This window comes from Rothia sp. ND6WE1A, from assembly GCF_001683935.1.
Classification (GTDB): domain Bacteria; phylum Actinomycetota; class Actinomycetes; order Actinomycetales; family Micrococcaceae; genus Rothia; species Rothia amarae.
Genome location: NZ_LXTU01000032.1, coordinates 20,367 through 45,827 on the forward strand (window position 1 = coordinate 20,367; position 25,461 = coordinate 45,827).

26 protein-coding genes are annotated in these 25,461 nt (G+C 50.9%); 17 read left to right on the top strand and 9 right to left on the bottom strand.

Going from position 1 to position 25,461, the window contains the following annotated elements; genetic code table 11:
* Nucleotides 1-78: 78 nt before the first annotated feature.
* The 3 genes from A7E48_RS03925 to A7E48_RS03935 all read left to right on the top strand — a co-directional run bounded on the left by A7E48_RS03925 (nt 79) and on the right by A7E48_RS03935 (nt 3,172).
* On the top strand, nt 79-855 hold the full coding sequence (locus A7E48_RS03925; protein ID WP_068169796.1) for an HAD-IIB family hydrolase: 777 nt from the start codon (nt 79-81) through the stop codon (nt 853-855).
* The gene (locus tag A7E48_RS03930; protein ID WP_083147175.1) at nt 845-1,279 is read left to right on the top strand and encodes a hypothetical protein; all 435 of its coding nucleotides are present in this window, start codon (nt 845-847) and stop codon (nt 1,277-1,279) included. The genes A7E48_RS03925 and A7E48_RS03930 overlap by 11 nt, the downstream gene beginning before the upstream one ends.
* A gap of 159 nt (nt 1,280-1,438) precedes the next feature.
* Nucleotides 1,439-3,172, top strand: coding sequence for a hypothetical protein (locus A7E48_RS03935; RefSeq protein ID WP_068169799.1), 1,734 nt, complete (start codon nt 1,439-1,441; stop codon nt 3,170-3,172).
* A 139-nt stretch (nt 3,173-3,311) separates the two neighbouring features.
* Here A7E48_RS03935 and A7E48_RS11105 read toward each other — a convergent pair whose 3' ends face one another.
* The 3 genes from A7E48_RS11105 to A7E48_RS03940 are packed head-to-tail and all read right to left on the bottom strand — an operon-like array spanning nt 3,312 to nt 4,198.
* A complete protein-coding gene (locus tag A7E48_RS11105) occupies nt 3,312-3,485 on the bottom strand; it encodes a hypothetical protein (RefSeq protein WP_158004395.1) in 174 nt (57 codons plus the stop codon).
* 10 nt (nt 3,486-3,495) lie between these two features.
* Nucleotides 3,496-3,732: a hypothetical protein gene (locus tag A7E48_RS10955; protein WP_141669368.1), complete on the bottom strand. Its 237-nt coding sequence runs from the start codon at nt 3,730-3,732 to the stop codon at nt 3,496-3,498.
* A gap of 13 nt (nt 3,733-3,745) precedes the next feature.
* On the bottom strand, nt 3,746-4,198 hold the full coding sequence (locus A7E48_RS03940) for an Ohr family peroxiredoxin (protein WP_068169801.1): 453 nt from the start codon (nt 4,196-4,198) through the stop codon (nt 3,746-3,748).
* Nucleotides 4,199-4,387: 189 nt separating this feature from the next.
* Here A7E48_RS03940 and A7E48_RS03945 point away from each other — a divergent pair, with 189 nt between their 5' ends.
* The 3 genes from A7E48_RS03945 to A7E48_RS03955 all read left to right on the top strand — a co-directional run bounded on the left by A7E48_RS03945 (nt 4,388) and on the right by A7E48_RS03955 (nt 7,005).
* Entirely contained in the window at nt 4,388-5,524 is a 1,137-nt protein-coding gene (locus A7E48_RS03945; protein ID WP_068169915.1) for an LLM class flavin-dependent oxidoreductase, read from the top strand.
* Nucleotides 5,525-5,549: 25 nt separating this feature from the next.
* On the top strand, nt 5,550-6,311 hold the full coding sequence (locus tag A7E48_RS03950) for a CE1759 family FMN reductase (RefSeq protein WP_068169807.1): 762 nt from the start codon (nt 5,550-5,552) through the stop codon (nt 6,309-6,311).
* 205 nt (nt 6,312-6,516) lie between these two features.
* A complete protein-coding gene (locus tag A7E48_RS03955; protein ID WP_068169810.1) occupies nt 6,517-7,005 on the top strand; it encodes a MarR family winged helix-turn-helix transcriptional regulator in 489 nt (162 codons plus the stop codon).
* Nucleotides 7,006-7,082: 77 nt separating this feature from the next.
* On the opposite strand, the gene A7E48_RS03960 is transcribed toward A7E48_RS03955, so the two are convergent.
* The 5 genes from A7E48_RS03960 to A7E48_RS03980 form a co-directional block, all read right to left on the bottom strand.
* Complete coding sequence (locus tag A7E48_RS03960; protein WP_068169814.1) at nt 7,083-7,430, bottom strand: hypothetical protein; 348 nt, start codon at nt 7,428-7,430, stop codon at nt 7,083-7,085.
* A 9-nt stretch (nt 7,431-7,439) separates the two neighbouring features.
* Nucleotides 7,440-7,832, bottom strand: coding sequence for a hypothetical protein (locus tag A7E48_RS03965; protein WP_068169819.1), 393 nt, complete (start codon nt 7,830-7,832; stop codon nt 7,440-7,442).
* Between the two features lie 196 nt (nt 7,833-8,028).
* On the bottom strand, nt 8,029-8,976 hold the full coding sequence (locus A7E48_RS03970) for a serine hydrolase (protein WP_141669369.1): 948 nt from the start codon (nt 8,974-8,976) through the stop codon (nt 8,029-8,031).
* 135 nt (nt 8,977-9,111) lie between these two features.
* Nucleotides 9,112-10,284, bottom strand: coding sequence for a biotin synthase BioB (bioB, locus tag A7E48_RS03975; protein WP_068169825.1), 1,173 nt, complete (start codon nt 10,282-10,284; stop codon nt 9,112-9,114).
* A gap of 92 nt (nt 10,285-10,376) precedes the next feature.
* Nucleotides 10,377-11,129, bottom strand: a complete 753-nt coding sequence (locus tag A7E48_RS03980) for a hypothetical protein (RefSeq protein WP_068169829.1) — start codon at nt 11,127-11,129, stop codon at nt 10,377-10,379.
* A 63-nt stretch (nt 11,130-11,192) separates the two neighbouring features.
* Between A7E48_RS03980 and A7E48_RS03985 the strand changes: the two genes are divergently transcribed.
* The 3 genes from A7E48_RS03985 (at nt 11,193) to A7E48_RS03995 (ending at nt 13,750) form a co-directional block, all read left to right on the top strand.
* On the top strand, nt 11,193-11,729 hold the full coding sequence (locus tag A7E48_RS03985) for a TetR/AcrR family transcriptional regulator (RefSeq protein WP_158004396.1): 537 nt from the start codon (nt 11,193-11,195) through the stop codon (nt 11,727-11,729).
* Nucleotides 11,730-11,838: 109 nt separating this feature from the next.
* Nucleotides 11,839-13,212: a galactokinase family protein gene (locus A7E48_RS03990; RefSeq protein WP_068169835.1), complete on the top strand. Its 1,374-nt coding sequence runs from the start codon at nt 11,839-11,841 to the stop codon at nt 13,210-13,212.
* 34 nt (nt 13,213-13,246) lie between these two features.
* Nucleotides 13,247-13,750 carry an FBP domain-containing protein gene (locus tag A7E48_RS03995; protein ID WP_068169838.1) on the top strand — a complete coding sequence of 168 codons (504 nt, stop codon included), beginning with the start codon at nt 13,247-13,249 and terminating at the stop codon, nt 13,748-13,750.
* Between the two features lie 147 nt (nt 13,751-13,897).
* Here A7E48_RS03995 and A7E48_RS04000 read toward each other — a convergent pair whose 3' ends face one another.
* Nucleotides 13,898-15,910 carry an amino acid transporter gene (locus tag A7E48_RS04000; protein ID WP_233125969.1) on the bottom strand — a complete coding sequence of 671 codons (2,013 nt, stop codon included), beginning with the start codon at nt 15,908-15,910 and terminating at the stop codon, nt 13,898-13,900.
* Nucleotides 15,911-16,219: 309 nt separating this feature from the next.
* Between A7E48_RS04000 and A7E48_RS10960 the strand changes: the two genes are divergently transcribed.
* From A7E48_RS10960 to A7E48_RS04030, 8 genes are all read left to right on the top strand, one after another.
* Nucleotides 16,220-16,393: a ribosome recycling factor gene (locus tag A7E48_RS10960; protein WP_141669370.1), complete on the top strand. Its 174-nt coding sequence runs from the start codon at nt 16,220-16,222 to the stop codon at nt 16,391-16,393.
* A gap of 70 nt (nt 16,394-16,463) precedes the next feature.
* Nucleotides 16,464-16,634, top strand: a complete 171-nt coding sequence (locus A7E48_RS11110) for a hypothetical protein (protein WP_158004397.1) — start codon at nt 16,464-16,466, stop codon at nt 16,632-16,634.
* 84 nt (nt 16,635-16,718) lie between these two features.
* Complete coding sequence (locus A7E48_RS04005; protein ID WP_068169842.1) at nt 16,719-16,904, top strand: CsbD family protein; 186 nt, start codon at nt 16,719-16,721, stop codon at nt 16,902-16,904.
* Between the two features lie 159 nt (nt 16,905-17,063).
* Complete coding sequence (locus tag A7E48_RS04010; protein ID WP_068169844.1) at nt 17,064-17,366, top strand: glutaredoxin domain-containing protein; 303 nt, start codon at nt 17,064-17,066, stop codon at nt 17,364-17,366.
* Nucleotides 17,367-17,377: 11 nt separating this feature from the next.
* Nucleotides 17,378-18,217: a shikimate 5-dehydrogenase gene (locus A7E48_RS04015; RefSeq protein WP_068169847.1), complete on the top strand. Its 840-nt coding sequence runs from the start codon at nt 17,378-17,380 to the stop codon at nt 18,215-18,217.
* Nucleotides 18,218-18,365: 148 nt separating this feature from the next.
* On the top strand, nt 18,366-20,963 hold the full coding sequence (locus tag A7E48_RS04020; RefSeq protein ID WP_068169849.1) for a type I restriction-modification system subunit M: 2,598 nt from the start codon (nt 18,366-18,368) through the stop codon (nt 20,961-20,963).
* Complete coding sequence (locus A7E48_RS04025) at nt 20,963-22,192, top strand: restriction endonuclease subunit S (protein ID WP_068169852.1); 1,230 nt, start codon at nt 20,963-20,965, stop codon at nt 22,190-22,192. The genes A7E48_RS04020 and A7E48_RS04025 overlap by 1 nt, the downstream gene beginning before the upstream one ends.
* Nucleotides 22,193-22,201: 9 nt before the next feature.
* A complete protein-coding gene (locus tag A7E48_RS04030) occupies nt 22,202-25,408 on the top strand; it encodes an HsdR family type I site-specific deoxyribonuclease (RefSeq protein WP_068169855.1) in 3,207 nt (1,068 codons plus the stop codon).
* Nucleotides 25,409-25,461: the final 53 nt, after the last annotated feature.

The following is a 25,461-nucleotide window of genomic DNA, read 5'->3' on the forward strand; positions in this document are numbered from 1 at the left end:
TTTTGAGTATTTTGAGTGTCAAAACGCCCAAAAATTGACCAAACTTTCCAGAGAACCACTTCAATTGGAGAGGAACCCATGCAGAAGCTCATGTCATTCGATCTTGACGGCACGCTCGTCTTCAACCGCGAAATTGAAGAGGCGAATATCGGGGCAATCCGCAAGTGGCAGGACGCCGGACATCTTGCCGTATGCAATACGGGCAAGAGTATTTTTGCCACCAAGGTAGCGCTTGAACCTTACGACATAACGTTTGATTACTTTGTTCTCTACACCGGTGCTGTTATTTGCGATCGAGATTTCAATATTCTAGAAAAGAAAACGCTCCCACTGAGCATTGTGCAGAAGGTCTATGAACGGCTGTCTGCCATGGATAATGTGGCTGTTTTTGCCACAACTCTTGACCAAGATTTTGAACTGGTGAATCGGGTAGGCGGCGTTTCTAATATTCTGCCGGCTTTCCAATCTCTGGATCCGCAGTATATTCCTCAGCATGAATATGTGGGTGTTCCCATTTGGTCACCCGACCCTAACGTGCGCGCAGAGATTTTTGAGTGGATCCTCGATGAATTCGGGAGCGAACTCGACTGTCACCGTAACCTGGACTTCCTCGATATTGTGCCCAAGAACAGCACTAAGGGCTCCGGATTAGAGATGCTCCTAGAACAGCAGTTTGCGCACAATCACCCCGAAGTTTTCACTATTGGCGACTCATGGAATGACCTTGAAATGCACCGCATGGCAGACCACGCGGCGTCATTCTCTTATTCTCCTGAGGACGTCCGCGCTGCCACCGAACATGTAGTAGAGAAAACCTACGAGTTTATTGACCGGGTGCTCCTTGATGAACAGTAAACCCGACGCGCAGAAGCCCACTTTTAAGGAAACTTTTATCCAGGTGGGGCAGCGCACCCTCGATAAGGACCGCCAGAATGAAGGGGTATTCATTGTGTCGGTTGCGCCTATCGTCACCGGGTTAATGGTGGTTGCCGCGCTGTTGTATGTCTGGACGCACGGCTGGGGCACGCTCGTGGCATTGGTGTGTGCGCTGATTGTGATGTGGGGGCGCTGGGTTTTACAACGTCAGGCGGCGAAAGATTTTCATGATCTTTATACGTCGAAAGAAGGCTTTGAGAAAACCGGAAAGCCCGAATATTTGGAGTTCATTCGATTGCGTTCTGAGCAAATGTTGCGAGATAACAAGGCGTTGACGAGCGCAGCCAAGGCTGAAGTGCGGTCACTGTTGGCTTATGCGAGGGAGAAGGAAAGTGCGCGTTAACTCCGCGCATAAGTAGTTGAATTTCGTAGCTCCTTAAGAGGACATCCTTCTGATTCGTCACAGATGTACAAAAAATCCCCGAAAAGTTTCCTAGGTTTAGAGATAAAAGCCCCTTTATGAGGGGGTAAACACCCACTCGCACCAGGAGACACACCCCACATGAAACCCCTCAAAAAACTCAGCACCACCCTCATCACCGCCACCATGCTCATCAGCGCAGCACCAGGCATCGCCCACGCCGCCGAAACCAGCATCTACATGAACCCCAACGCCGGCATCACCAAATACTGGCAAACCAACCCCACCAAATTCGGTCAACCCCTCACCAAAGAAAACTGCGTCAAAGGCAAAGGCTGTGAACAGCTCTTCGAGAAGGGTCTTATCACCTGGAACACCCGCAACGGCGTCAAAGCCCTCACCGGAGCCGACAAAGCTAAAGCCTTCGAAAACGCCGGCGGCATCGCAAAGTTCGGTGCCCTAGAAGGGGATTCCTGGAACAACACCTACTGCGGCCCTATCGTGACTACTTGGGACGGCACCACCCGCCACCTAGTCGTCGTCGCAGACTCGGCTAAGTCTAAAGCAGGATCTTCCATTGACCTCAATTCCACTGAAGGTGTTCAGTGGAAGAAGGATCGCGTTACCTCAGGCGAGTGCTTTGATGCGGTGACTGAGACCCCGGCCGGTCCTAGTGATCCTGCGAAGCTGGATTGGTCCAAGGCAACCTACGTTGAAAAAAACCAGGCTTTGGTGTTGATGACTGATACCACCGCCTATGTGATTGCTGCTGATGCCAACGGTACCCCTAAGGCTGGTGCTACTGCTTTTGAGGTGCCTTTCATTAAGGTTCGAGGAATCAACGCCCTCTATTCCAAGATGGGTTACCCCATTGCTGCTCCCGTGGCACACGGCACGGTGACTACCCAAGAATTTTCTGGGGGTACTTATACCTTTGACACTGCAAAGATTAGCTCCTACGACGGCAAGCCGATGTACCCCACCACATCCATCAACATTGAAGGCGCTAAGGTTCTAGCTAAAGAATCACCGTGGTATACGTTCACTGGTAATTTTCAGCAAATCAATGACCACCTGTATGTAGAAGATATTGGAGATACTCTCTTTGTCTTCAACTCTAACGATGGCCAGGCAACAGAGATGTCTCAGGCTCTCTTTGACGAATACGTTAAGAATCCTGAATTCTTCGGCAAGTTAGGCGTTTACTACTACAACCGTGAAAGTGGTTACACGTCTAACACTTTCCACCCTTCCGAAGGAACAACCTTGGAAGTAAACCCTTCGTACACCGCTTCTTTTAAATACGTACTACGCAATGATGCGGATCTAAAGATTCTCAAGCAGGGTTACATCGACCATGAACCTGCATGGGATTTGCAGGATCCTGCCACAGTGGATTGGTCCAAGGCAACCTACACTGACTACCCCGGTTTGCCCGGTGAAGAAGGGGGCGCTCTTTACGTACAAGACCACAACACCTGGATTATCATCAAGGCGAATGCAGACCACACCCCCGTGGCTGGTGCCAAGGCGGTTCGTTCTCAATGGCTAGGAACCTCAGCGTTGGGGCAAGACCGTGGAACCTGGACCCAGTCAACCGAGTGGGAACACGGTGACTGGAACGGATACCCAGAAGAGACTGCTACCCTCGGTGTGCCTGTGGCTGAAGCTGAAACCGTAGTGGAAAATGGCGTGACCTATCAAACCCAGCGCTTCGAGCACGGCTCTATCAAGTGGGAAGTTCCTTCAAGCCGTCTGGCCACACAAACTGAAGAGGTGAAGAACGCCGTCATTTCTTTGGACGCCGACGCCAAAGAAACTCTCGAACAGTGGTGGATCGCCAACGTAGATTGGTACAAGCCTCAGGCTAACTAACGTCAGGTAAGGGTTAGTCCCTTTTTGGTTCACTTTCGAAAACACACGAACTGCCCAAATATACAGCTAAGAAGCATGTATTTTGGGCAGTTCGTGTGTTTTTGAAGAAGAACTCAGGGCTGTGGAAGCCCTCAAGCGTTTAGTGTGCCTCGGGATGGGCGGCGTACCACTGATCTACAGCTACCTTGGCATCCGCGTCAAGAGAAATAACGGCATCTGCGGCACTAGGAACCAATCGGTTGGTAGTAGCTTCCCACTTGATAGAACCGTGCTCAAACTTCTGCACCTGGTAAGTTGCCCCGTTCTCTACCACCGTTTCAGCTTCAGCAACCGGAACACCCAGGGCAGCGATTTCTGAGGGGGTATCCGTTCCAACTGCCGTGAGCCCATTGGGTTGATTGAGTCCACGTGCCTCGGCCCTGCTCCAATGCGGAAGTCCCTAACCATTCAGAACGAACTGCCTTGGCTCCTGCAACGGGGGTGTGGTCTGCATTCGCCTTGATGACAATCCAGGTGTTGTGATCCTTTACATAGAGGGCGCCACCTTCTTCATCAGGCAAGACAACCCCGCACCTACTCCTCCACCACGTTCACGATGACGTCGATATTTCCGCGAGTTGCTCGCGAATAGGGGCACATTTCGTGCGCTTCCACCGCAGCTTCGCGCGCGAGGTCCATTTCCACGTAGGGTAGCGATACGTCAATGAGAACCGAAAGTGCAAAAAAGTCTTCGGAATCGATTCCGAAGTTGATGCGCGCCTGCACCGAGGACGCTGTGGCGTCGAGTTTGCGGCGCTCAGCTACAATTTTGACCGCCTGATGAAAACAGGTGGCGTACCCCAGGGCGAAAAGTTGCTCAGGGTTGGCACCCTCACCGGTTCCTCCGAGTTCTTTGGCCAAGCCCATCTCTATTTCTAAGGTGCCGTCGGTGAGGTAGGCTCGCCCGTCGCGGGCTGCTCCTACGGAACGAGCCTCGGTGCTGTATTTAATGTCCACTACGGTTTCCTCACCGTTTTTATCACTCATAAACCTTTCTTCCAGGATACGAACTAAACGCTTTCATTTTGAAATTCTCGGATGAGTTGTTCAAAAATGACGATTTTTTGCACCTCATCCCCCGCAATACTTTCGAAATCAATAATTTACAAAGAAAGTAGTTAGACATAGAATAAAGGCATACACGAAGACCCTACAATCCTAAGGAACATCATGAACATGCAGTTCGGAATCTTCACCGTTACCGATATCACCCGCGACCCCACCACCGGCAAAACCCCTACAGAATACGAACGTCAGAAAAACATCGTCGAGATGGCAAAACACGCCGAAGAGGTAGGACTAGACGTCTTTGCCGTCGGGCAACACCACAACCCGCCCTTTATCGCCTCCTCCCCCACCACCACGCTTGCCTACATTGCAGCTCAGACTGAAAAAATCCTGCTCTCCACCTCAACCACGCTCATCACCACCACAGACCCCGTGCGTATTGCTGAAGACTACGGCACCCTTCAGCATCTCACCGATGGTCGCATGGACCTCATGCTGGGTCGCGGCAACACCGGCCCTGTCTACCCCTGGTTCGGTAAAGACATCCGCCAGGGCGTCAACCTTGCCATCGAAAATTACAACCTGCTCTACCGCCTCTGGCATGAAGAGCGAGTGAACTGGGAGGGCCACTTCCGTACCCCGCTCAACGGCTTTACTGTTACCCCTCAGCCGCTGGATGATGTCGCCCCCTTCGTATGGCACGGCTCCATCCGCACTCCCGAAATCGCTGAACAGGCCGCCTACTACGGCGACGGCTTCTTCCACAACAACATCTTCTGGAACAAAGAGCACACCGAGCAGATGATTAACCTCTACCGCGAGCGCTACGAGCACTATGGTCATGGCAAGGCTGAGGAGGCATACGTCGGCTTGGGCGGTCAGGTGTTTATGGATAAGAATTCTCAGGACGCGGTGCGTAAATTCCGCCCCTATTTTGACAATGCTCCGGTATATGGTGGCGGACCTTCACTGGAAGAGTTCACTGAACAGACCCCGTTGACCGTGGGTTCACCGCAGCAGGTGATTGAGAAGACTCTCTCATTCCGCGAGTATGCCGGTGATTACCAGCGCCAGCTTTTCCTCATGGATCATGCAGGGTTGCCACAGAAGGAAGTTCTCAAGCAACTCGATATGCTCGGCGAAGAGGTCGTTCCGGTTTTGCGCGAGGAGTTTGCTAAAAACCGCCCGGCAAATGTTCCTGATGCCCCTACCCACCAGCTGATGGTGGAGCGTTCCCGTGCAGGTAAAGCTCCCATTGCTGGCGGTGGCCCCGAGGCGCCTGCCCACCAGACCTCAAATAACTAACAGATTCTATAGCGAGGAGTTCATCATGAAACCTCTAAAAATTCTCACGATTACCGCAGGCCTGTCTGAACCGTCATCCACCGCTTTACTGGGTGAACAGCTCAGCGATGCAACCCAGGAGAGTTTGGATATATTGGGCATCTCAGCCAAGTTCACATCGATTCACTTACGCAGTCTTGCCAAAGACATCACTAACCATTACCTCACTGGCTTTCCTATGGGTGAGCTTGCTACAGCGCTGGATGCTCTCACCGAGGCAGATGCGGTCATTACCGTCACCCCTACCTTCAAAGCTACTTACACCGGGCTTTTCAAGAGTTTCTGGGATCTGGTGGACGACGAGGCGATGGTCGGCAAACCAGTTTTAGTTGCCGCGACGGGTGGCACCGCGCGTCATTCTCTGATGGTTGATACTGCACTGCGCCCGCTTTTTGGCTATTTTAAAGCTCATGTGGTGCCGACCGGGGTATTTGCTGCAACCGACGATTTTGGTTCTGATACGTCTTTGCAGGGCAGAATCAATCGCGCGGGAGCAGAGCTGGCGCAAATGCTGGCGTGGAAATTAGGTTCGCAGACGGCTCTGACTAAAGAGGGTACATCAGAGATAGAAACAGCCCCGGTTGACCCCGCATCAGAGGAAATTTTTGATGATCTAGACGGGGTGAATAGTGGTGACTTCTTTGGGATTGCCGTGGAGAAACAGTCCCGTCAGGAGCACAAACACAAATCACCAGGATTGAAAGAACTCAAGATCACTCCATTTAAGCAGCTACTCAAGAATCTCTGATTCAGATGTGGCAGAAGGGTGAGGTTCGTCTAGTAATGGGGATTGCCCCCACCCTCTGGTTGCATATACAACCCTAATTTGAGAACATTCTAGATGAATCAAATGACTACACCTGTCTAAATCGGCAAGGTGTAGTTGTTGAATAGGTTTGTTAACCACTCAAATGACGGGATAGCCATCTATTCCAGGAGGGCTAAAAGCACCCATGTCGAACTCACATTCTTCCCCTCGTGCTGAATTCCCCTCTACGAATTCAGATCTTTGGCACCTGTACGTGCAAACATATAGCGGCATCGCCTCATACCTCGATAAAGTTCTGCGTAAACAGGCGAACATCAAGCTCGATGATTTCAACATTCTCACAGTGCTCACTCAAGGCGGTATTCAGAGTGATCCGCCGCAGGTGGTGCGCATGGGAGAAATCGCTGCAGACTTAAGCGTTTCCCCTTCCCGCCTGACGTATCAGATTGAGCGTCTCATTCACCTCGGCTGGGTTGACCGCACACCGGTAAAAGAGGACCGACGAGGCAAAGGCGTATTCATTACCGATGCAGGATACAAGCACTACATGAATGCGCGAGCTATTCATACCGATCTCATGGATACCGTGGTCATGGCTGGTCTTAACGCTAAAGAGGCTAATGCCCTTGCCTCGGCGTTGAAACATATGCGCCAATCCGTTCAATTCGACTAAGGTCGCCACGTTTTTATACAGCAAAGACCCCCTCACTGCGAGGGGGTCTTTGCTGTTTTACCTCAGAGGTAGATACCCTAAGACTTTTTCTGCGGAAACACCCGGTAGGAATCAGTGACTTTTCCGCTGGGAGTAACTGAATTATTTATCGTCCGCTCTGCAGAGGGTTCTTCTGCGGCGTCGTGTTCAATAACGTTTCCGTGGTGCTCTTGTGCCGATGCCTTAGGCACGGTTCCCACACGTTGCGCCTGATGCAGGTACTCTCGGTTGGCCAAAACCACCAGGGCTAAAGCATTCAGCGCCAGACCAATAATGAAAATCATCCAGCCGACGACCATAAAGCGGGAACCTGCAAGAATCCCACCCACAATCAATGCAGCGATAGAAACGAGGTAGGCAGGAGAAAGGAGAAACTTAGTTTTCACGGTGCTTCCCTATCTGTTACGGGGGCGGGGTGCACGGTTACGGAAGATCTTCTCCTCCGATTCAGCAGCAGACGACGCCGCGACAGAAGAAACTACTGGCTGCGCCTCGGTGTCTTCTTCTGGTTCGTAGGCGTATTCTTCCACGGTTTCTTCTTCAAATTCTTGGGATGCACGGCGTGAGGCAGCAGGGCGATGCTGTTCAGTAATCATTGCCGGCAGTGGGCCACCTTTGGCGCGTTGAATAGAGACCATGCTGGCAAAGACATTGAGACCCAACGCAATAAGTAGAATGAGCCATCCCAGAACAGTGAGCACTGTTGAAGTCGCGCCAATCATGAGCGCAGCTACAAAAATCGCTACCAGGGAAGTGATAAACGCAGGGGATAAATCTTTGGTGTTCATTGTTCCTTGAGTGTTGGTATCTATGGGAGGGACCCGATATACACGGTGTAAAAATACAAGTTTTACATCATTTATTTTTTATTGAAGCTTCACCTCAATATTCCCTCAAAGACATATAGAGTTGAAAATAGACGCTTTTCTCAGTCTAAGCTATGTTCCTGGCAGTTTCTTGAATACCTTCTGAGAGCGAATAAATTCATTTCGCCAGGAGGCGCATAGCGGTTTCAACCGCTTTACTGGCCAGGTGTTGCCCTTCTTCTTGCGCTTTAAATCCAAAGACCATCACCGAAAGAGCAAAGGTCTTATCGCGATAAAGAACCACACCGTCAGAATTGATATACCACTTACCCAAATCATTTGGTAGCCACCCATTTTTGCAGAGAACCTTTTGGGCTGCTTCCAAGTCGGTGGAATCTGCGCCAGCGCCTTGCAGCTTTCCGAGCACGCCCACGCCCCAGCCCTGCGAGGCAGAGTCTGAGGCAGTCATTGCTTCTCGCAAAATCTGCATATCTTCGCTGCCTATCCAATCCACGCCCTCATACACGGCACGAGAGATTTTCAGGTGATCTTCGGTGCCGGTGAGATTAGCGCCCCATCCAGCATCGGCCCGCGTCTGATTTATTCCTAGCCGGTTATAAGTGGTATTTACTTCTCCGGCACGATTTTCGTCAGTATCTGCGAGGGAACCAAAAACGGCTGCGGTGGCGTCGTTATCAGAGAACCCAATACTTGCCTTTACTGCTTTTCGTAAATCTTCAGAAAGAGCACGCCCTCGGGCGAATGCCTGCCGCATAGCACTCAGGGCAAGTGGCACTTTCACCGTTGAAGCTTCATACCCGCGATACTCGGGAGTGAACACAAAGGTTTTCTGATCCGCATAGTTGTAGAGACTCAGTGAAAGGTTTTCAGCCCCCGCATCCTGCTGCAAAGTCCACAGAGCTTCTGCAAGATCTTGATAAGACCCCCGCGGATTTCTCTGCTCACCCTGTTCCTCTCGCACATAAGCCGAATATTCAGGGGTCAGCATCGAACATCCCGCCATTGCAAACGATAAACCGCCTGCTCCCATCAGGGTCACTAAATGACGCCGGGTAAGCATAGCGTTTGGAGAGTTGTTAAGAATGGGGTGTGCGGGTGCGTTCATAGGAAAAAATTTATCAGGTAAAAAAGATACGGCGCTTAAACCCAATAGCCTAAAAATGAAAGACTGCCCCATTGGAACAACCTATGATTACTAAAATAATCTGTAGGTTGCCTCACTAGAAACGATGGGAAAGGTTTAGGCATTAGGCGCAACATCGGTCCCTGCTCCTCGTTTTCGCGGAACAGGCAATGAAGAAGACCCCCCTTGATCACCGCACCCCCCAGACGAACTACATGGTGCCGTTCCGCATGAGTTATTGCTAGCTACCGACTCCAGCTTTTTCTCACGCAGAATCGCTTCATGCTCCGCTACGAGATTCCTATCTTCGGCACCAAGTACTACAAACCCACCATCCTGAATCATCTTCAAATCATCCAGCGCAGACTGCCCTTCGGATGTCAGATAGTCCCCCAAGAACAACGAATTCACCACATTTAAGGCAAGCCCTTGAAGCGAACGCAAATGCATTTCACGACCACCCGCCATGCGCAGCTCCTTCTCAGGATTAACCATTCGAACAGCACAAAGTATTCGAAGGCAACGAAGCGGGGTGAGCTCCCAGGTGTCTTCAAGAGGGGTGCCAGCGAAGGGCATGAGAAAGTTAACGGGGATTGAATCTCCCTCTAAATTTTTGAGAGCAAAAATCGCCTCGACTAGTTGTTGGTCTGTTTCTTTCATACCAACGATGAGGCCCGAACACGCAGAAAGTCCAGCTTCTTGAGCTGCAGAGACAGTGTCGACGCGTTCCTGATATGTATGGGTGGAACAAATATTTTGGTAATGGTCTTCGCTCGTATTGAGATTGTGATTGTAAGCATCCGCCCCCGCTTCAGAGAGACGTTGCGCTTGACCTTCTTTGAGAATTCCTAGGCAAGCACAGACTTCTGCTTGGGGGTATTCATCTTTGAGGTCTTCAATCATGGTGGCAACTCGCTCTACGTCGCGATCAGTGGGGCCTTTCCCCGACGCCACCATGCAGATACGGCTAGCACCCCCCGCAATTCCGTACCCGGCTTGCTCCACTGCCTCCTGAGGCTTCATCCAGGTATATTTCAGAATTTCAGCTTGCGAACCCAGACGCTGGGAACAATACCCACAATCTTCAGGACAAAGCCCCGATTTAAGGTTGACTAGATAGTTCACCTTAACAGTATTAGAAAAATAATAACGTCTTAAATCCGATGCTGCTTCTACAAGGGAGAGCGTCTGCTCATCAGAAGCCGCGAGCATAGACAGCGCCTCCTCGCGAGTAGTTGGGTTGCCGCCGGCGAGAATACGTTCCGAAATTAGCTTAAAGTTATGGTTCATAGAGTTATTCAATCGATAATTTGAACACTGTTCAAATTATGAAGCCCTATTACCCTGTATATGAAGTTTAGGCAGTTTTCTCGACGTAAATTTTACGCTCCGCACCCTCCTGCACCGCAGCCGCAGTTACCGCCGCAACCGCCAGCACCCTCGGCATCGTCCTCGGCAAATACTTCATCGGCGTAGCTTTGCGCGTCTTCCACACCTTCGGACTGCAGGTAGGAAACATACTCTGCCGCCAAATCCCGCTGCCCAGCACCAATAATCGAGAGCCCTGCGCTATCCAAAAGCTGCAAATCTTCAAAAATAGCGCGCGGTTCAGAAGCAGGGACATCTCTCAGATACAGAGAGTCCACGCAATGAAGAGCCAACGACTGTAGCGAGCGCAAATGAAGATCCCGGCCTTCTCCCACGCGAAGGCTCTTGGCAGGGGCGGCAATGCGAGCCGCCGCCAGAATGCGCAAACACTGCATTGGAGTTAGAGCAGAAGAACCGGGGGCCTCCACCTCTTCATTTGGCACCAGAAAATTGACGGTAATCCGCTGCGCGGCGTCGTCCTGAGTCAGCGAGAAGATTTGTTGCGCTAATTCTTCTTGACTCTCCGATGCGCCTACATTGATGGCGTAAGGCTCTTGGGGGCGGTCCTTGCGAACCTTCCCCTGCGCGTCCAGAAGGTTTACTACCTCAATAGTGTTACGAAAGAACATCCGGCGGAATTCAGCGGCAAATTCAACCAGAGCGAACGTCGCACCGGGTCCGGCGGTGACCATATCAAGGACATCCTGCGCGGTTGCTTGGCCTCCGGCGCGTAGCTTCTGGGTAAGTTCTGCAAAGTTGAGTGTCATGTTTCCATTCAACCGCATTTTGAATGCAAATCATTCTTTTATGTCACGTTTTACAATGGACAGGTGGCTTTATCACGCGAAAAAATATTGAGTACCGCCTTTGACCTCCTTAAGCAGTATGGCCTGGCGGATCTTTCGATGCGTCGTTTAGCCACCGAATTAGGTGTGGCACCGGGGTCTATCTACTATCACGTCAAAAATAAGCAGGAGCTGTTGGCTTCTCTCGCCTCAAGGATGCTTGCCGATGTTCGATGCGAGGGCGCCACACCCACCGCCGCCCTGATGGCAGGCGCCAGAGAGCTGTACCGGCAACTTGCCCAGGTGCATGAAAGCGCTGAAGTTATCCGCATGGCGCTGGCAATGCACCCTAACGAACTCGCTTTCTTTTCCGAGAGCCAAGAACTATTTGAGGCTCTATCTCTCAATGCAGAACAGGGCCAAAATGCCTCTCGCGCACTACTTCACCTCTGTCTCAGTCTGATGGAAGAAGAGCAAACCCGCGCCCTACTCTGCGGCAGTGCGGTCCCCGAGTATCCACCGTCGCCCTATATCGACGCCGTCCACGCACTCCTGCGCGGCTGGGTGCCCTGCACATCTTAAGATTTTCTGTACACCCCGGAATATTTCCACCGGGACTAAACTTGTACCCTACGGCGCTTTGATTGGGCGCCGAGAGCAATAGCTCTCCCCCCGTAACGAAAGTTAGCGCATGACTAAATTTGCCGAGCCAATCTGGGGCGCTCTGCCGGATCACAAAGGTCAGGTAGAAAAAGTACGCCAGGCATTCATCGATAAATATGGGGAAGAACCCGACGGCGTATGGTCCGCCCCCGGGCGCCTTAACCTGCTCGGTGAATACATCGACTTCCTTGGGGGATCATGCATGCCCATGCCCTTGCCCTACCGTACCTATGTGGCAGGAAAAATGCGTAGCGACGGGGTACTGCGCGCGTCGTCCCTTCAGATGCCGGGGGACGAACGCACCGTAGTCATCGGGGAGATTAAACCTGGTTCGCTCAAAGGCTGGTTCACCTATGTTGCTGGAGTGGCATGGTCTATGAACCAAGAGGGCGGAAAAGACATTGCTTTGCCCCTGAATTTTGGGGCTGACTTGGTCATTGATTCGCGCGTTCCGGTAGGCGGCGGGCTGTCCTCCTCTGCTGCTCTAGAGTGCTCTACCGCCCTCGCGCTGCTCGACCTCTCCTGTCCCCTGAGAGAGGGTTGCTCCACCACCGAGCCACTTCCCTCCAACCGCGGGCCTGAAAACGACGAACTCCGGGCACGCCTGGCACAGGTCTGCATTCGCGCAGAAAACGAAGTTGCCGGCGCCCACACCGGAGGCCTGGATCAGACTACTTCGTTGCGCTCACGCCCGGGTAAAGCACTGGTGATTGATTTCCGAGACTTCTCCCTCCAGCCCGTGGAAGCAGACCTCAAATCGGCAGGACTTGCATTCCTTGTCATCAACACCAACACCCCGCACGAGCTCTCGGGAGATGCTTTCGCGGTCCGCCGGCAAGCCTCCGAACTCTGCACGCAAGCCCTGGAACTGGATTTCTTACGCAACGCGCTCCCCGAAGATCTCACCTGCGAGGGCATGAACGAGCGCCAAGCTAAGCTGTGGCGGCTCAATCTGGTGGACGAATCCACCACGTTGGCGCTCGACGCCGTCGAACGGCAACACGGCACGCCGTCGTTCCCCAGGGGCTGGATTCGCCATGTTTTCCATGACATGTGCTTGGTTGAACGAGCCGCTTATCTGCTGAAAAATTCCCAGGAGCTTGGGGCAGGTGCATGGACTGAACTGGGGCATCTTTTCACCGAATCGTTTGTTTCGATGCGTGATGAGCTTCAGGCATCTCGGGAAGAAATAGATGTCGCAGTTTCTACGTGTATAGAAAATGGGGCGCTGGGTGCCCGGATTGTGGGTGGAGGCTTCGGTGGCGCAGTGATGGCACTAGTGAACCGCAATGAACTCAAATCGACGGCGCAGGCTGTTGCCAATACTTATGCGAAGAAGGGCTACTCCGACCCGGAGTTTTTGCCTATGGTGGCGGGGTTCGCTGCCGATAAAGACCTTTAGTCTTCACTGACTTACACCCGAAAGGTATATTCCCATGCAGACATATTCAGAAGCCGCGCTGCGTAAAAGCTTTATCAACTGCACCAAAGGTGCATCTCAGCGCATCAACATCCCCAAAGAGGTTCTTTCTACCGACTGGGCGAATGAGATTTTTCTGAGCTGGACCGACCCGAAATCGCCCCAGAATGCTTATGTGGTGGCAGAAACGTCTAAGGGGCTTCAAGGCTTAGTGATGGAGCGCAAAAAAGCTCCTGCCAAGGGTGGCGCGCGCATGTGCCAGTTCTGCCTCACACTCAATTCTTCGACCGGTGTTTCATTGATGTCGATTCCCACCGCGAAGTCGTCGAAAGAGAACTACGGCAGCATCGGAACCTATATCTGCACCGATTTAGAGTGCGTTGCCTACACTTTGGGCAAGAAGAAACCCGAGGGAATCCGCCAGATGGAAGAATCCCTCACGCAGGATGAGAAGATTGCCCGCTTGTTAGAGAACGTCCAAGGGTTGATTGCGCGCATTGAAGAAAGCTTAAAGAAATAAGCTACGTATCTTGCTGCGCGCCTTCTCCCCACTGCGCCCTTCGCCTCCCTCCCCTCCCCCAGTTTGCATCAAACTTTGAGGGCTGTACCACGCTTTGTGTGGTACAGCCCTACTTTTTGATACAAACTCTCAGCGCCCGCCGTTTTGTTAGGAAACGTGAACCACCGGACGACGGCGGATCTTGGGTTCTGCGCGCCGGAGCACCTCGTGCGTCGTGGGCGCAACCTGGCCTTGACCAAAGAAGAGGAAGGCGAGGAAGTTCTTTAGCGGCGAGCCAGCAGCCCAGTCGAGGTAAACGTGGGGAACAGTTCCGGTCATATCGCGGATTTCTAATGCAAGGGCGGAGATGTCGTTGGCGATAGCAGAACCGGATGCCGCGAGAATCTTCTGATCCCCTACCGTGACTCCCTTGACCACAATGTCTGAGCGGAAAGTGGAGGGGTCCATCACTGCGATTTCGAGGAACATAACGTTTTCGACGTCGCCAATGTGATGCGCCCACTCCTCACGTCCACGCTTTTCCATATAGTCGGCGAGGTTGAAATTGTCAGGTCGGTGAGCGATGAGGTGGATGGGGACGTCTGGCTTTTCCATGATGAATTGCATAGCTTTTTTGTCGAAATGCACGCTTTCGATACGCAGTTCATAGGCACGCATAGCTCGCGAGATGAAGGAAACGATGAGTATTCCACAGATAAAGAAGCTAGAAATGCGCAGGCCTTCGGGGCGTTCGATGATGTTTGCCACCGTGGTGTAAACGAAAACCAGGGTGATTACCGAGTAAAACACCAAGGCATAAGGCTCGTGTTTTTTCTTCGCCGAGAGGGTTACGGCGAATGCAGCACTGGTCATCAATACCAGCACACCGGTGGCGTAGGCGCCGCCCTGGGCTTCAACGTCAGCATCAAAAATCAGGGTGATGACGAAAGCTACGGCGATAAACACCAGGGTGAGGGGGCGCGACGCGCGGGACCACTCAGGTGCCATACCGTAGCGAGGCAGGTAGCGGGGCACGAGATTGAGAAGCCCACTCATGGCTGAGGCACCGGCGAACCAGAGAATTAGGATGGTAGAGATGTCATAAACAGTGCCGAATACTTCGCCAAATTGCTGGTGGGCGAGGTAAGCGAGCGCGCGTCCGTTGGCATGACCTCCTGCTTGGAATTCTTCTTGGGGAATCAGCAGAGTGGTGGTGAAACTGGAGGTAATGAGTAGAACGCTCATGATGAGCGCGGCGGTAGTGAGTAGTTTTTTGGTATCACGGACGCGGTTAGCGATTTTTTCGGTGGGATTAGCACCTTTTGCACGAATTTGGGGCATAACGACCACGCCGGTTTCGAAACCACTCATACCGAGGGCGATTTTGGGAAACACCAGCACGATGAGTCCGATTGCTAGCCATTTGTTGCCGTGGGAGGCGGTGAGCCCTGTCCACCAGTCGATGGTACGGATGGGTTCGTGGATGATGTGAATGATAGCACCGATGATGACTACCAGGTTGACAAGCAAGAATACTGCGACCAAAACAATAGAAACACCGATTGCTTCTTTGAATCCTCGCAGGAAGACTGCTGCCAGCAATCCGAGGAATACTAGCGTAATGAGTACGTGGTGGCCGTGAAGAAATGAGGGTACGAAGGGGTTGGCTTCGAGGTGCTCTGCGGCATCGGCGGCGGAGAGCGTCATGGTAATCATGAAGTCTGTGGTGGTGAAGCCCAGAAGCACGAGTACAAAAATTTTGGCTGGCCAGCGGGAAAGTAGTCGCTCTAGCATGTGAATGGAGCCTGCACCGGCGGGTGATTCGGCGGCTACTCGGCGATAGATGGGTAGCGCGCCGAAGAGGGTCACAATGACTAGGACGAGCGTTACCAGGGGGCTAAGTAGGCCAGCAGCGAGGGCTGCGATAGCGGGTTGATAGCCTAGGGTGGAGAAGTAGTCTACGCCAGAAAGGCACATGACCTGCCACCAGGAGTGCCCCTCTTTATGGGGGTGCCGTTTGCCGTGTGGTCCGGGGAGGTCGGCTTTGAGTTTGGTTCCCAACATCCAGGATTTGGTAGATTCTCGCATTTTATCGATGCGTACTGAACCTTGCCGTGTTTCAGGATCGCTGTTGTGAGCACGAGCAGCAATTTTGTACTGCTGGTTTTTGAGAGACCCCATGTGGAAGGGACCTTTCTATAAGTACGCTCGGGTGTGAGTCCGAGGCGCAAACTATTTTGACTTAGCGAGTATACGCCCGCTGGCATCAGACACGCCGAGCCCTAACCGATAAATTTTAGTGATTCGCGTCCTGCTTATCCCTGATTTTGCAGGGTAGATAGGGTGAACTGTATCTTTTATTCCATTTTTGAAACATAAATGATTTACAAATCAGATTATCGCTCAGTAGACTTAGTATCAGTTCTTCTCAAAGAACGATTGAGGGCAAATATGAACATTGCCTCGTCATTTAGTGGAAAGGATTGAATCATGGGCTTTAATGTAGACGGTCTCAAAGACAAAGCAAACGAAGGTATTGACTCCGGCAAAGACGCAGTCAACGAAAAGGCTGGCAAGGACGTCGTCAATGACGACCACACCAACACCGCCAAGGATAAAGCGGGCGAGCAGATTGATGGTCTCGGCGACAAGTTCGGTAAGTAGTCTTTGCCTTTAGTTTGTAGCTAAAAGCCCCGGTGGCTTTTAGCATATCTAGACTTTTTGAGGAGTAATTATGTTGGAAAAAGATAATATCGAAAACCAGGCTAAAGACGGCATTCCCTCAGCTAAAGAGGCAGTGAAAGATAACGCAGGTCAGGAAGTTATCACCGAAGCTCAGGCGAACACCTCAAATGTTGAGGCTGACCAGCAGATTAACGATGTGCGCGAGCGCTTCGGAAAATAAATTTCCAGATATTTTTCAGGTGATTCTCGGTTTTCAGAAGTATACTTAGAAATACCAAGTAGGCAATATACAAGGAGGAATCCCATGAGTGCACAGGATAAATTGAACGAATTTGCAGGCAAGGCAAAAGAGGGTATCGGCAACGCTACTGGCAACGAAGAGCTGAAGGCTGAAGGTCAGACTGACCAGGCTCAGGCTAAGGTTGCCGATGCGGCTAACAACGCTAAGGACAAGGTCGAGGGTATTAAGAACTCCCTGAAGAACGACTAAGTTCGCCTCTTTTATTTAGGTGGTGCTCCCTTCGAGGGAGTACCACCTCTTGTTTTAAGGAGGCAGAGTACCGCGTGGTGTGTAAGGGATTTTTCTTTTTCCGAGCGGATACTAGGCTTAGAAATGGACTAGATACAACTAATTAGAGGAGATTTCTTCATGGAACGCGCACAAGCAACACAGGCTGAAGCTGAGAAGGTCATTGAAGACGGCGGAGTGGTTATTTACTGGCGCCCCGGTTGCCCTTTCTGCGAGGCATTGGATTCTGGCTTGGGTGAGACTGGCGATGACGCTACCTGGGTGAATATTTGGGAGGACGCCGACGCCGAGGCATTCGTCAAGTCTGTCAATGATGGCAACGCCGTGGTACCTACAGTGACTAATTCTGAGAAGTCTTTTGTAGCTTCATCTTCCAAAGCACCGAAAATTGTGTCCCTGATGATCGAGAAGTCAAAGAAGTAGGCGTTATTTCCATGGATATTTCCCACAACAACACTTCGCGCCCGCCACTCAACCGGGATACCACCGTATGCATTTCGCTCTCGGGACGCCCATCGAATCACGGCATTAAGTTCCACAACTATCTCTATGAAAAGTTCGGGCTTGATTTTCTTTACAAGGCAATGACTACTTCAGATATTGAGGCTGCAATCGGCGGTGTGCGTGCGCTCGGCATTCGTGGTTGTTCCGTTTCCATGCCGTTCAAGCAGGCTGTTATTCCTCTGGTGAATGAGGTGGACCATTCAGCGTCTGTCATTGGTGCAGTCAACACGATTGTGAATACTGATGGCTATCTCCATGCGTACAACACCGACGTGATTGCGGTTGCCTCCCTTCTGAAAACTCATAATGTTGCCCCGTCTCTTCCCTTCATGTTGCAGGGTTCTGGCGGTATGGCGCGCGCTGTGGCAGGTGCTTTTTATGACGCCGGGTTCAAGCGGGGCACGATTGTGGCACGTAATGAGCAGGCAGGTAAAGAGCTAGCTCAACAGTATGGCTATGACTGGATGCCTGAAGTGGGTTCTTTAACAGCTCCTGTAATTGTGAATGTAACCCCTCTTGGAATGGAAGGCGGTCCAGAGAAAGACACCCTCGCTTTCCCCCAGCCCACCATTGAGGCGGCGGAGGTAGTGTTCGACGTCGTCGCTATGCCCGTTGAGACTCCCCTCATTCAGGCTGGACGCGCGGCAGGTAAGGAGGTCATTACCGGCGGCGAGGTGGCTGCGCTCCAAGCGGCTGAGCAGTTTAAGTTGTACACCGGTGTGGAAGTTTCTCCTGAACTGGTGGAAGAAGCAGAGGCACAAGCTAACTAGCTTTCGCGCTAATCAGTCGAACATCTCCCCCGCTCTCGTTATGAGGGCGGGGAGATATTTATCCCACCTTATTAAAAGAGGAGAAATCTATCTCAGTTCACTACGATGGAAGAAACCGTAGATGCCAACACGTAAAAGAGAATTTCCTGTGGATAAGAGACAGCTTGCTAATAGCATTTGGACCGCTGCGAATGAGATGCGGGGTAGCCTAGATGCCACGGACTATAAGGATTTTATCCTGGGGTTTCTCTTTTATAAGTACCTCTCTGATAAAGAAGTTGAGTACTTCATTGACAATGGGGTTCCTGCAGAAGAGCTGCCAGTCGAACTAACCAACGCTTCTGAAGCTAACTCTCACATTTACTTCACGAACGCACGCGATAACCTCGGCTACTACATTGCGTATGAGGATCTCTTTGAGTCGTGGTTGTCTAAGCGAGCCACACTAGATGTAGCTGATATTTCTGAAGGTCTGCGCCGATTTGATGCTTCAGTGCACCCGGCGCATCAGCATCTTTATAAGGATATTTTTGCGTCTTTTCTCTCCAGTATTCGCAAGCTGGGTGATAACGCTTCGGCACAGGCAAAGAAGCTGCGTGCGATTATGAACGTCATTAAGGACGTGCCCACCGGATCAGGTGCTGACTATGACATCTTGGGATATGTCTATGAGTATTTGATTGGCAAGTTTGCAGCGAATGCGGGTAAGAAAAACGGTGAGTTTTATACTCCGCATACGGTGGCTTTGGCGATGGCTGAAATTGTGGCTCATCATGTGGCTGAACGCGATGCTATTGAGATTTATGACCCGACTTCGGGTTCTGGCTCCTTGCTTCTGAATATTGGCCAGGCTGTCGAACGGCGTGCGGGTAGGGTTGGAAGTATTCGTTATTATGCGCAGGAGCTGAAACAGGATGCTTATAACCTCACTCGCATGAATCTAGTGATGCGTGGCATGGAGGCTTCTAATATCGTGACCCGTCGCGGTGATTCTTTGGATCAAGACTGGCCGATGATCGATAAGTACGACAACTACAATCTCTTGCGGGTTGATGCTGTGGTATCTAACCCTCCTTATTCGGCTAAGTGGGATCGTGATCAAGCTCAGAGCGACCCTCGTTTTACAGAGTATGGTCTTGCGCCTGAGACGAAGGCTGATTATGCCTTCCTCTTGCACGAGCTTTATCACCTCAAGGATGACGGCATTATGACGATTATTTTGCCGCATGGTGTACTATTTCGCGGTGGCGAAGAAGAAAAGATTCGTCGTCATTTGATTGAGAAGAACAATATTGAGGCTGTTATTGGTCTGCCGGCAAATATTTTCTTTGGTACGGGTATTTCGACCATTGTAATGGTGCTGAAGAAACAGCGTTCTGCTGATACGGGCGTGCTGTTCGTTGATGCTTCTAAGGGTTTTGTGAAGGCTGGTACTAAGAACGACCTGCGCCCGCGTGATGTTCGCAAGATTGTTGATACGGTCATTGAGCGCCGTGATGTTAAGAAATATTCAAGGGTGGTGTCTCGCGATGAGATTCGTGAGAACGACTATAACCTCAATATTCCTCGCTATGTGGATTCGTCTGAGGATGCTGAGTACTTTGATATTTTCTCGACTATGTTTGGTGGAATCCCTCACCGCGAGCTAGATTACTTCAAGGATTATTGGACGAGTCTTCCCGGCCTGCGCGAATCTATTTTTGAGCAGATTAGCCCCACTCATTCTCAGGTTCGTGATGGTGTTGAAATAACGTCGGCAGTGCAAGCGCACGAGTCTGTAGCTGATTTTACACAGGCTTTTACTGAGGCTTTTGAGGGCTTTGAGGGTGCTTTGCATACTCGCTTGATCGAAAATATTGAGTCTGTTGATCTGTTGACTGTTGAGGCTGATATTCGGGCTGAGATTTTTGACCGTCTTGCAGGGGTTCCTCTGGTTGATGACTATGAGGTGTATCAGCATTTTGCGGACGCTTGGGCGGGTATTGAGAATGACCTTGAAGTCATCAAGCGTGAAGGTTGGGATGCTACGCGTGAGGTTGTGCCCAACATGGTTGTGAAGACCAAGAACAAGCAGAAGGTTGAGGTACAGGACGGCTGGCTGGGTAAGGTTTTTGACTTTGAGCTAGTGCAGAAGGTCTTGTTGAATGATGATCTAGAAGCTATTCAAGAACTTCGCGAAAAGAACGCCGTGTTAGCAGCCCGTTTGGCTGAACTGTTTGAGTCTGTAGATGAAGAGGATTATGAGCAGGGCGATGTTTCTTTGGCGAATGCTAAGGGCGATGCTTTTGCTGCGGCTGTAGTTAAGGCTTATGCCAAGAGCCTGAAGAAGAATCGTGAAGAGGTTGCTGAAGGTTCTTTGAACGAGATACTGGTCAGCGCGGCTAAGGCTCTTGAAGATCAAGCAAAGACGGCTAAGGATCTAAAAACCGCTGAGAATGAGCTTGAGGGCAAGACTATTACCGCTATTGCTTCTTTGACGGACGAGCAGGTGATGGAGCTTTTGCATGCCCAGTGGATTACTGGCATGGTGGAGCAGTTTTTCGCGGTACCCGGTGTGGTGTGGGGAAGGCTCATTGATGCCCTGCTGGCATTGGAGTCAAAGTACGCTACGACCTTAGAAGAGGTAAACACTCAGATTGAGGGTACTCAGGCTGAGCTGGCAACCCTCATGGGTCAGTTAACGGGTTCGGATGCCGATATGAAGGGTATTGCTGCACTGGCTGAGATGTTTGGGGGTAAGAACTAATGGTGACACCGGAGATTCGTTTTGAGGGCTTTGAGGGCGAGTGGGATAGTAATCAGCTATCTGATTTAGTCGATAGGGTTATGCGGCGTAACACCGGGTTGCAATCTAAACTCCCTTTGACTATCTCTGCCCAGCATGGCTTGGTCGACCAAGTAACTTACTTTAACAATCAAGTTGCAAGCGCCAATATGGAAAATTATTTACTTTTATATAAGGGCGATTTTGCATATAACAAAAGCACTTCCAATGGCTACCCATGGGGGGCTGTAAAGAGGCTCGATAAGTATGACAAAGGTACCTTGTCAGTTCTGTATATTGCCTTTCGCCCCAAGTCTGAAGCATATGTCAACAGTGGTTTCCTGTCTTCTTATTTTGAGGCCGATAACTGGCACAGAGAAGTGCAGATTCGCGCATCTGAAGGTGCACGCAATCATGGTTTGCTAAATATATCTGCCAATGAATTTCTTGAAATTCCGTTGTCTGTACCGACCACTAATGAAGAACAGTCAAAGATTGAACATTTCACCGAAAATCTACTGGGGGCTGAACAACAGCAAACGACCAAAGTTGAAAAAATTAAATTATTGAAGCAGTCCATGCTGGTCAAGATGTTCCCGCAGGATGGTGCGTCCGTACCTGAGATTCGATTTGAGGGTTTTACGGGTGACTGGAAGCTGAAAACCATCGAAAGTATCGCGGCCAAAACGCTTGGTGGGGGAACCCCAGCTACTTCGCATGCTGAATATTGGAATGGCAATATTCCTTGGATTCAATCTTCCGATTTGTCTGGGGAATCTATTGAAAATCCAACCGTACGTAGGCGGGTAAGCAAAACAGGTATCAAAAATTCTGCAACTATGCTGATACCTGAAAATTCTATTGCGGTAGTAACTCGCGTAGGTGTTGGCAAAGTCTCGATGATGCTCGAACCGTATGCAACAAGCCAGGATTTTATTTCACTTGTAGATATAAAGGGTAATTTACGATTTATCGCTATTGCGGTTAAACAGACTATTCAGGCTTCTCTGTCTCAGCTACAAGGAAGCACTATCAAGGGTATTACCAGAGATGAACTCATATCTAAAAAACTTAGAGTACCCAGCACTGAAGAACAAGCCGCCATCGGCTCCTACTTCCGCCAGCTCGATAAGCTCATTGAGCTTGAAGAAGCCAAACTTGCCAAGCTCACCCAGCTCAAAACTGCCTTCCTCTCTAAGATGTTCGTTTAGGATCCCCTCATGACTCAGCCCCTACAGTTCGCCAACGAAGCAGAGTTTGAAGAAGCCCTCGTCACCCGCCTGTGCACCAGAAACAGGTGGAGCGGCGGCGTCCTCAAAAACCCCACCGAACAGGACCTCATCGACAACTGGGCGCGCATCCTCTTCGAGAACAACCAGCAGGAGTACCGCCTCAACGGTGTGCCCCTATCTGACTCCGAAAAGAAAACCCTCGTAGAGCACCTCAAGGGTATTACGGACCCCGGTGCCATGCATCAGCTCCTTCAGGGCAAATACATCGAGCTGGTGCGTGATAACCCGCAAGACACCGTCAACCACGGCAAACCCGTCCAACTACAAATCTTCGACCCCCGCCAAATCGCAGGCGGCGACTCCACCTACCAAATCGCCCAGCAGCCCAAATTCGCCCGGCACATCCAAGAAGACCGTAACCGGCGCGGCGATATCGTTCTACTGATCTGGGGTCTACCGCTCATTCACGTAGAACTCAAAAACCACGGGCACAGCACCGAAGAAGCCATCTGGCAGATCCGTAAATACATGCAGCAGGGCGTCTACACCGGCATCATGAACACGGTGCAAACCTTCGTAGCAATGACCCCCGAAGAACTCGTTTACTTCGCACGGCCAGCCAGTGCAGATGACTTCAACAAGAACTTCCAGTTCAAGTGGTCACGAGCAGACAACGAATACTACGATAACTGGGCAGACAACGCCTCGTCCTTCCTCGGCATTCCCCAATCACACCAGCTCATCGGCGACTTCATGATTGCAGATAGTGGCGACGGTGTTCTTAAAGTCCTACGCCCCTACCAAATCCATGCCGTCCAATCGATTATCAGCAAACTCGGTGAAATCAACCGCGTGCATCCTGAAGACTGGACCCGCAACACCCAAAAAGGTGGCTACATCTGGCATACCACAGGCTCAGGCAAAACCATGTCGTCCTTCAAATCAGCGGCGCTGCTTGCCCGAGAAGGCCTCGCAGACAAAGTTGTCTTTGTGCTCGACCGTATCGAACTCTCAGAACAGTCTGAAAAGGAATACAAGAACTTCGCAGATGACAGCGTAGAGCTCCACCGTCCAGCCAGCACCGTCCTCTTGCTGAGAGATCTCAAAGATACCGGTAAAACGCTCATTATTACCTCCCTGCACAAGCTCGGGAGACTCTGTGCAGAAGACACCTTCGCAGGCGAAGCAGACTTTCAAAGAATCTCTAACCAGCGCATCGTCTTTGTTGTCGATGAAGCCCACCGCTCCACCTTCGGCATTATGTTCCGCGACATCCACAACCGCCTGCCTCATGCAGTCTTCATTGGCTTCACCGGAACACCCATTTACGACGAAAACAAATGCAAAGACACCATCACCAGCGAGCTTTTCGGTAGCGAACTCCACCGTTACAGCATCGCTTTCGGTCTGCGCGACAACAACGTGCTGGGCTTCAATACCCAGGGCGTACCCACTTACTCCGACCTTCGCCAAGCAGTCGCCATTCGCCAAGCAGGCGGTGTAGATAGAAACAGCATTGTTGATATCATGCAGAGCGAATCCCGCAAAGCCATCTATGACAAGTTCATGGACCCACAACAGGTTCCATGGGCCGGCGGAGAAGGCGAAGACGGAAAATACATCCACGGCATTGAAGACTATGCTGACAAGGAAATCTGGGAATCTGAAGAACACCGCGATCAAGTAGTCAAACACATTATCGGCAATTGGCCGGAACGCTCAGTCGCGGGAAAATTCCACGCTATTCTCGCAACAAGCAGTGTTCAAGAAGCTATCGCCTACTACCGTCTTTTCAAAGAACTGGCGCCTTACCTCAAAATCACCTCTATCTTCACCGAGCGTGAAGAACATGATGAAGAAAGCTACCTGCGCGATCAAGGCATCCGCGAAATCCTCACCGATTACAACGAACGCTACCAACAGCACTTCTCTCGTGAAGATATGGCTAGCTTCAAAACAGATGTTGCAGATCGCCTAGCCCACAAGCAGGGTTACCGTACCATCGAGAATCAGCCTGAGCTACAACTAGACATTGTCATCGTTGTCAATCAGCTGCTTACTGGCTATGACTCCAAATGGGTCAATACTCTATATCTTGACAAAGTGCTCAAGTACGACGGTCTCGTGCAAGCATTTTCACGTACCAACCGCATCTTCAATCACTCAGCACTTAAGCCGTTTGGCTCGATTATCTACTTCCGCAGAGTGCACACCATGGAACGAAACATCACCGATGCTTTCGACCTCTACGCAGGAGACCGCGCCGCTGACGTCTTTGCTGACCCCCTACCTAAGACCCTGACCGCAATCAACGGTATCCATGACCGCATCAAAGCAGTCTTTAGAGAAGCAGGGCTTGAAGGATTCGATAGGCTTCCTGAAGGCAAAGAAGCACGCTCAAAATTTGCTGCTGCAGTTACAGAACTCATCAACAAAATCGAAACTGCAAGCCTTCAAGGCTTCACCTGGAGCGAGAGCACCTACACCTTTGACGATACCCCTGACCAGGAGCCAGTCACCGTTGAGATTGACGAGGAAACCTATAACGTGCTGCTTGCCAGACTCCAAGAGCTTGCGGCGAACGAAGATGAAACAGAGAGTGAAGGTGAGGGCGAAAAAAGCATCCCGCTAGATCTGACGGCACTTGCTATTGCTCGCGACACTTTACGCATTGATTACGAGTACCTAGAATCCCGCTTTACCAACTTGCGTGAAGCGCTCAGAGAAGAAAATAACTCTACTCAGTACATTGATGAATTGCGCACCCAGGTACAAAATGCCTACGCCACGCTCTCTCAAGAAGACCAAGAAATCGCTCAAACCATTCTCAACGATCTTGAAAATGGTTCCATCGATATCCACGAAGAGAGAACTTTCCGAGACTACCTCAACCTCTATAAGTCTCAACAACAAAATAAACGAGCGGCAGCACTTCACGAAGCGCTCGGAATCTCAGAAGAGAAAATATCCGAGATTATGAAGCTTGGTATCACTGAAGCAGCTGACCTCACTTCTTTTGGCCGACTTCAAGCGCTTAAAGCTGATATTAGTTACCCAAAGTTTACGGTGTACCTCAAACGCCAAAATGTGCAATTTAACCGTTTCAAACAAAATGTTGCAGCGGAACGCCTCATAAAAGACTTCTTCCTCAAAGGAGCTGACCCGCGAAACTGGGACGCTAATAAAGCCTTGTAAAGGCAAGAGCCTCACTGCGGGACAGAGTTATCCACTGCTTTAAGTGACACTTC

Coding starts and splice junctions, on each gene's coding strand:
- bioB (WP_068169825.1), bottom strand. CDS start 10,284: ATGAACCATAACTTTAAGCTAATTTCGGAACGTATTCTCGCCGGCGGC.
- A7E48_RS03965 (WP_068169819.1), bottom strand. CDS start 7,832: ATGAACACCAAAGATTTATCCCCTGCGTTTATCACTTCCCTGGTAGCG.
- A7E48_RS04010 (WP_068169844.1), top strand. CDS start 17,064: ATGGAACGCGCACAAGCAACACAGGCTGAAGCTGAGAAGGTCATTGAA.
- A7E48_RS03925 (WP_068169796.1), top strand. CDS start 79: ATGCAGAAGCTCATGTCATTCGATCTTGACGGCACGCTCGTCTTCAAC.
- A7E48_RS10960 (WP_141669370.1), top strand. CDS start 16,220: ATGGGCTTTAATGTAGACGGTCTCAAAGACAAAGCAAACGAAGGTATT.
- A7E48_RS04000 (WP_233125969.1), bottom strand. CDS start 15,910: ATGGGGTCTCTCAAAAACCAGCAGTACAAAATTGCTGCTCGTGCTCAC.
- A7E48_RS03990 (WP_068169835.1), top strand. CDS start 11,839: ATGACTAAATTTGCCGAGCCAATCTGGGGCGCTCTGCCGGATCACAAA.
- A7E48_RS04005 (WP_068169842.1), top strand. CDS start 16,719: ATGAGTGCACAGGATAAATTGAACGAATTTGCAGGCAAGGCAAAAGAG.
- A7E48_RS03970 (WP_141669369.1), bottom strand. CDS start 8,976: ATGAACGCACCCGCACACCCCATTCTTAACAACTCTCCAAACGCTATG.
- A7E48_RS03930 (WP_083147175.1), top strand. CDS start 845: ATGAACAGTAAACCCGACGCGCAGAAGCCCACTTTTAAGGAAACTTTT.
- A7E48_RS03945 (WP_068169915.1), top strand. CDS start 4,388: ATGCAGTTCGGAATCTTCACCGTTACCGATATCACCCGCGACCCCACC.
- A7E48_RS11110 (WP_158004397.1), top strand. CDS start 16,464: ATGTTGGAAAAAGATAATATCGAAAACCAGGCTAAAGACGGCATTCCC.
- A7E48_RS04030 (WP_068169855.1), top strand. CDS start 22,202: ATGACTCAGCCCCTACAGTTCGCCAACGAAGCAGAGTTTGAAGAAGCC.
- A7E48_RS03940 (WP_068169801.1), bottom strand. CDS start 4,198: ATGAGTGATAAAAACGGTGAGGAAACCGTAGTGGACATTAAATACAGC.
- A7E48_RS03935 (WP_068169799.1), top strand. CDS start 1,439: ATGAAACCCCTCAAAAAACTCAGCACCACCCTCATCACCGCCACCATG.
- A7E48_RS04025 (WP_068169852.1), top strand. CDS start 20,963: ATGGTGACACCGGAGATTCGTTTTGAGGGCTTTGAGGGCGAGTGGGAT.
- A7E48_RS03995 (WP_068169838.1), top strand. CDS start 13,247: ATGCAGACATATTCAGAAGCCGCGCTGCGTAAAAGCTTTATCAACTGC.
- A7E48_RS04015 (WP_068169847.1), top strand. CDS start 17,378: ATGGATATTTCCCACAACAACACTTCGCGCCCGCCACTCAACCGGGAT.
- A7E48_RS03980 (WP_068169829.1), bottom strand. CDS start 11,129: ATGACACTCAACTTTGCAGAACTTACCCAGAAGCTACGCGCCGGAGGC.
- A7E48_RS03955 (WP_068169810.1), top strand. CDS start 6,517: ATGTCGAACTCACATTCTTCCCCTCGTGCTGAATTCCCCTCTACGAAT.
- A7E48_RS03950 (WP_068169807.1), top strand. CDS start 5,550: ATGAAACCTCTAAAAATTCTCACGATTACCGCAGGCCTGTCTGAACCG.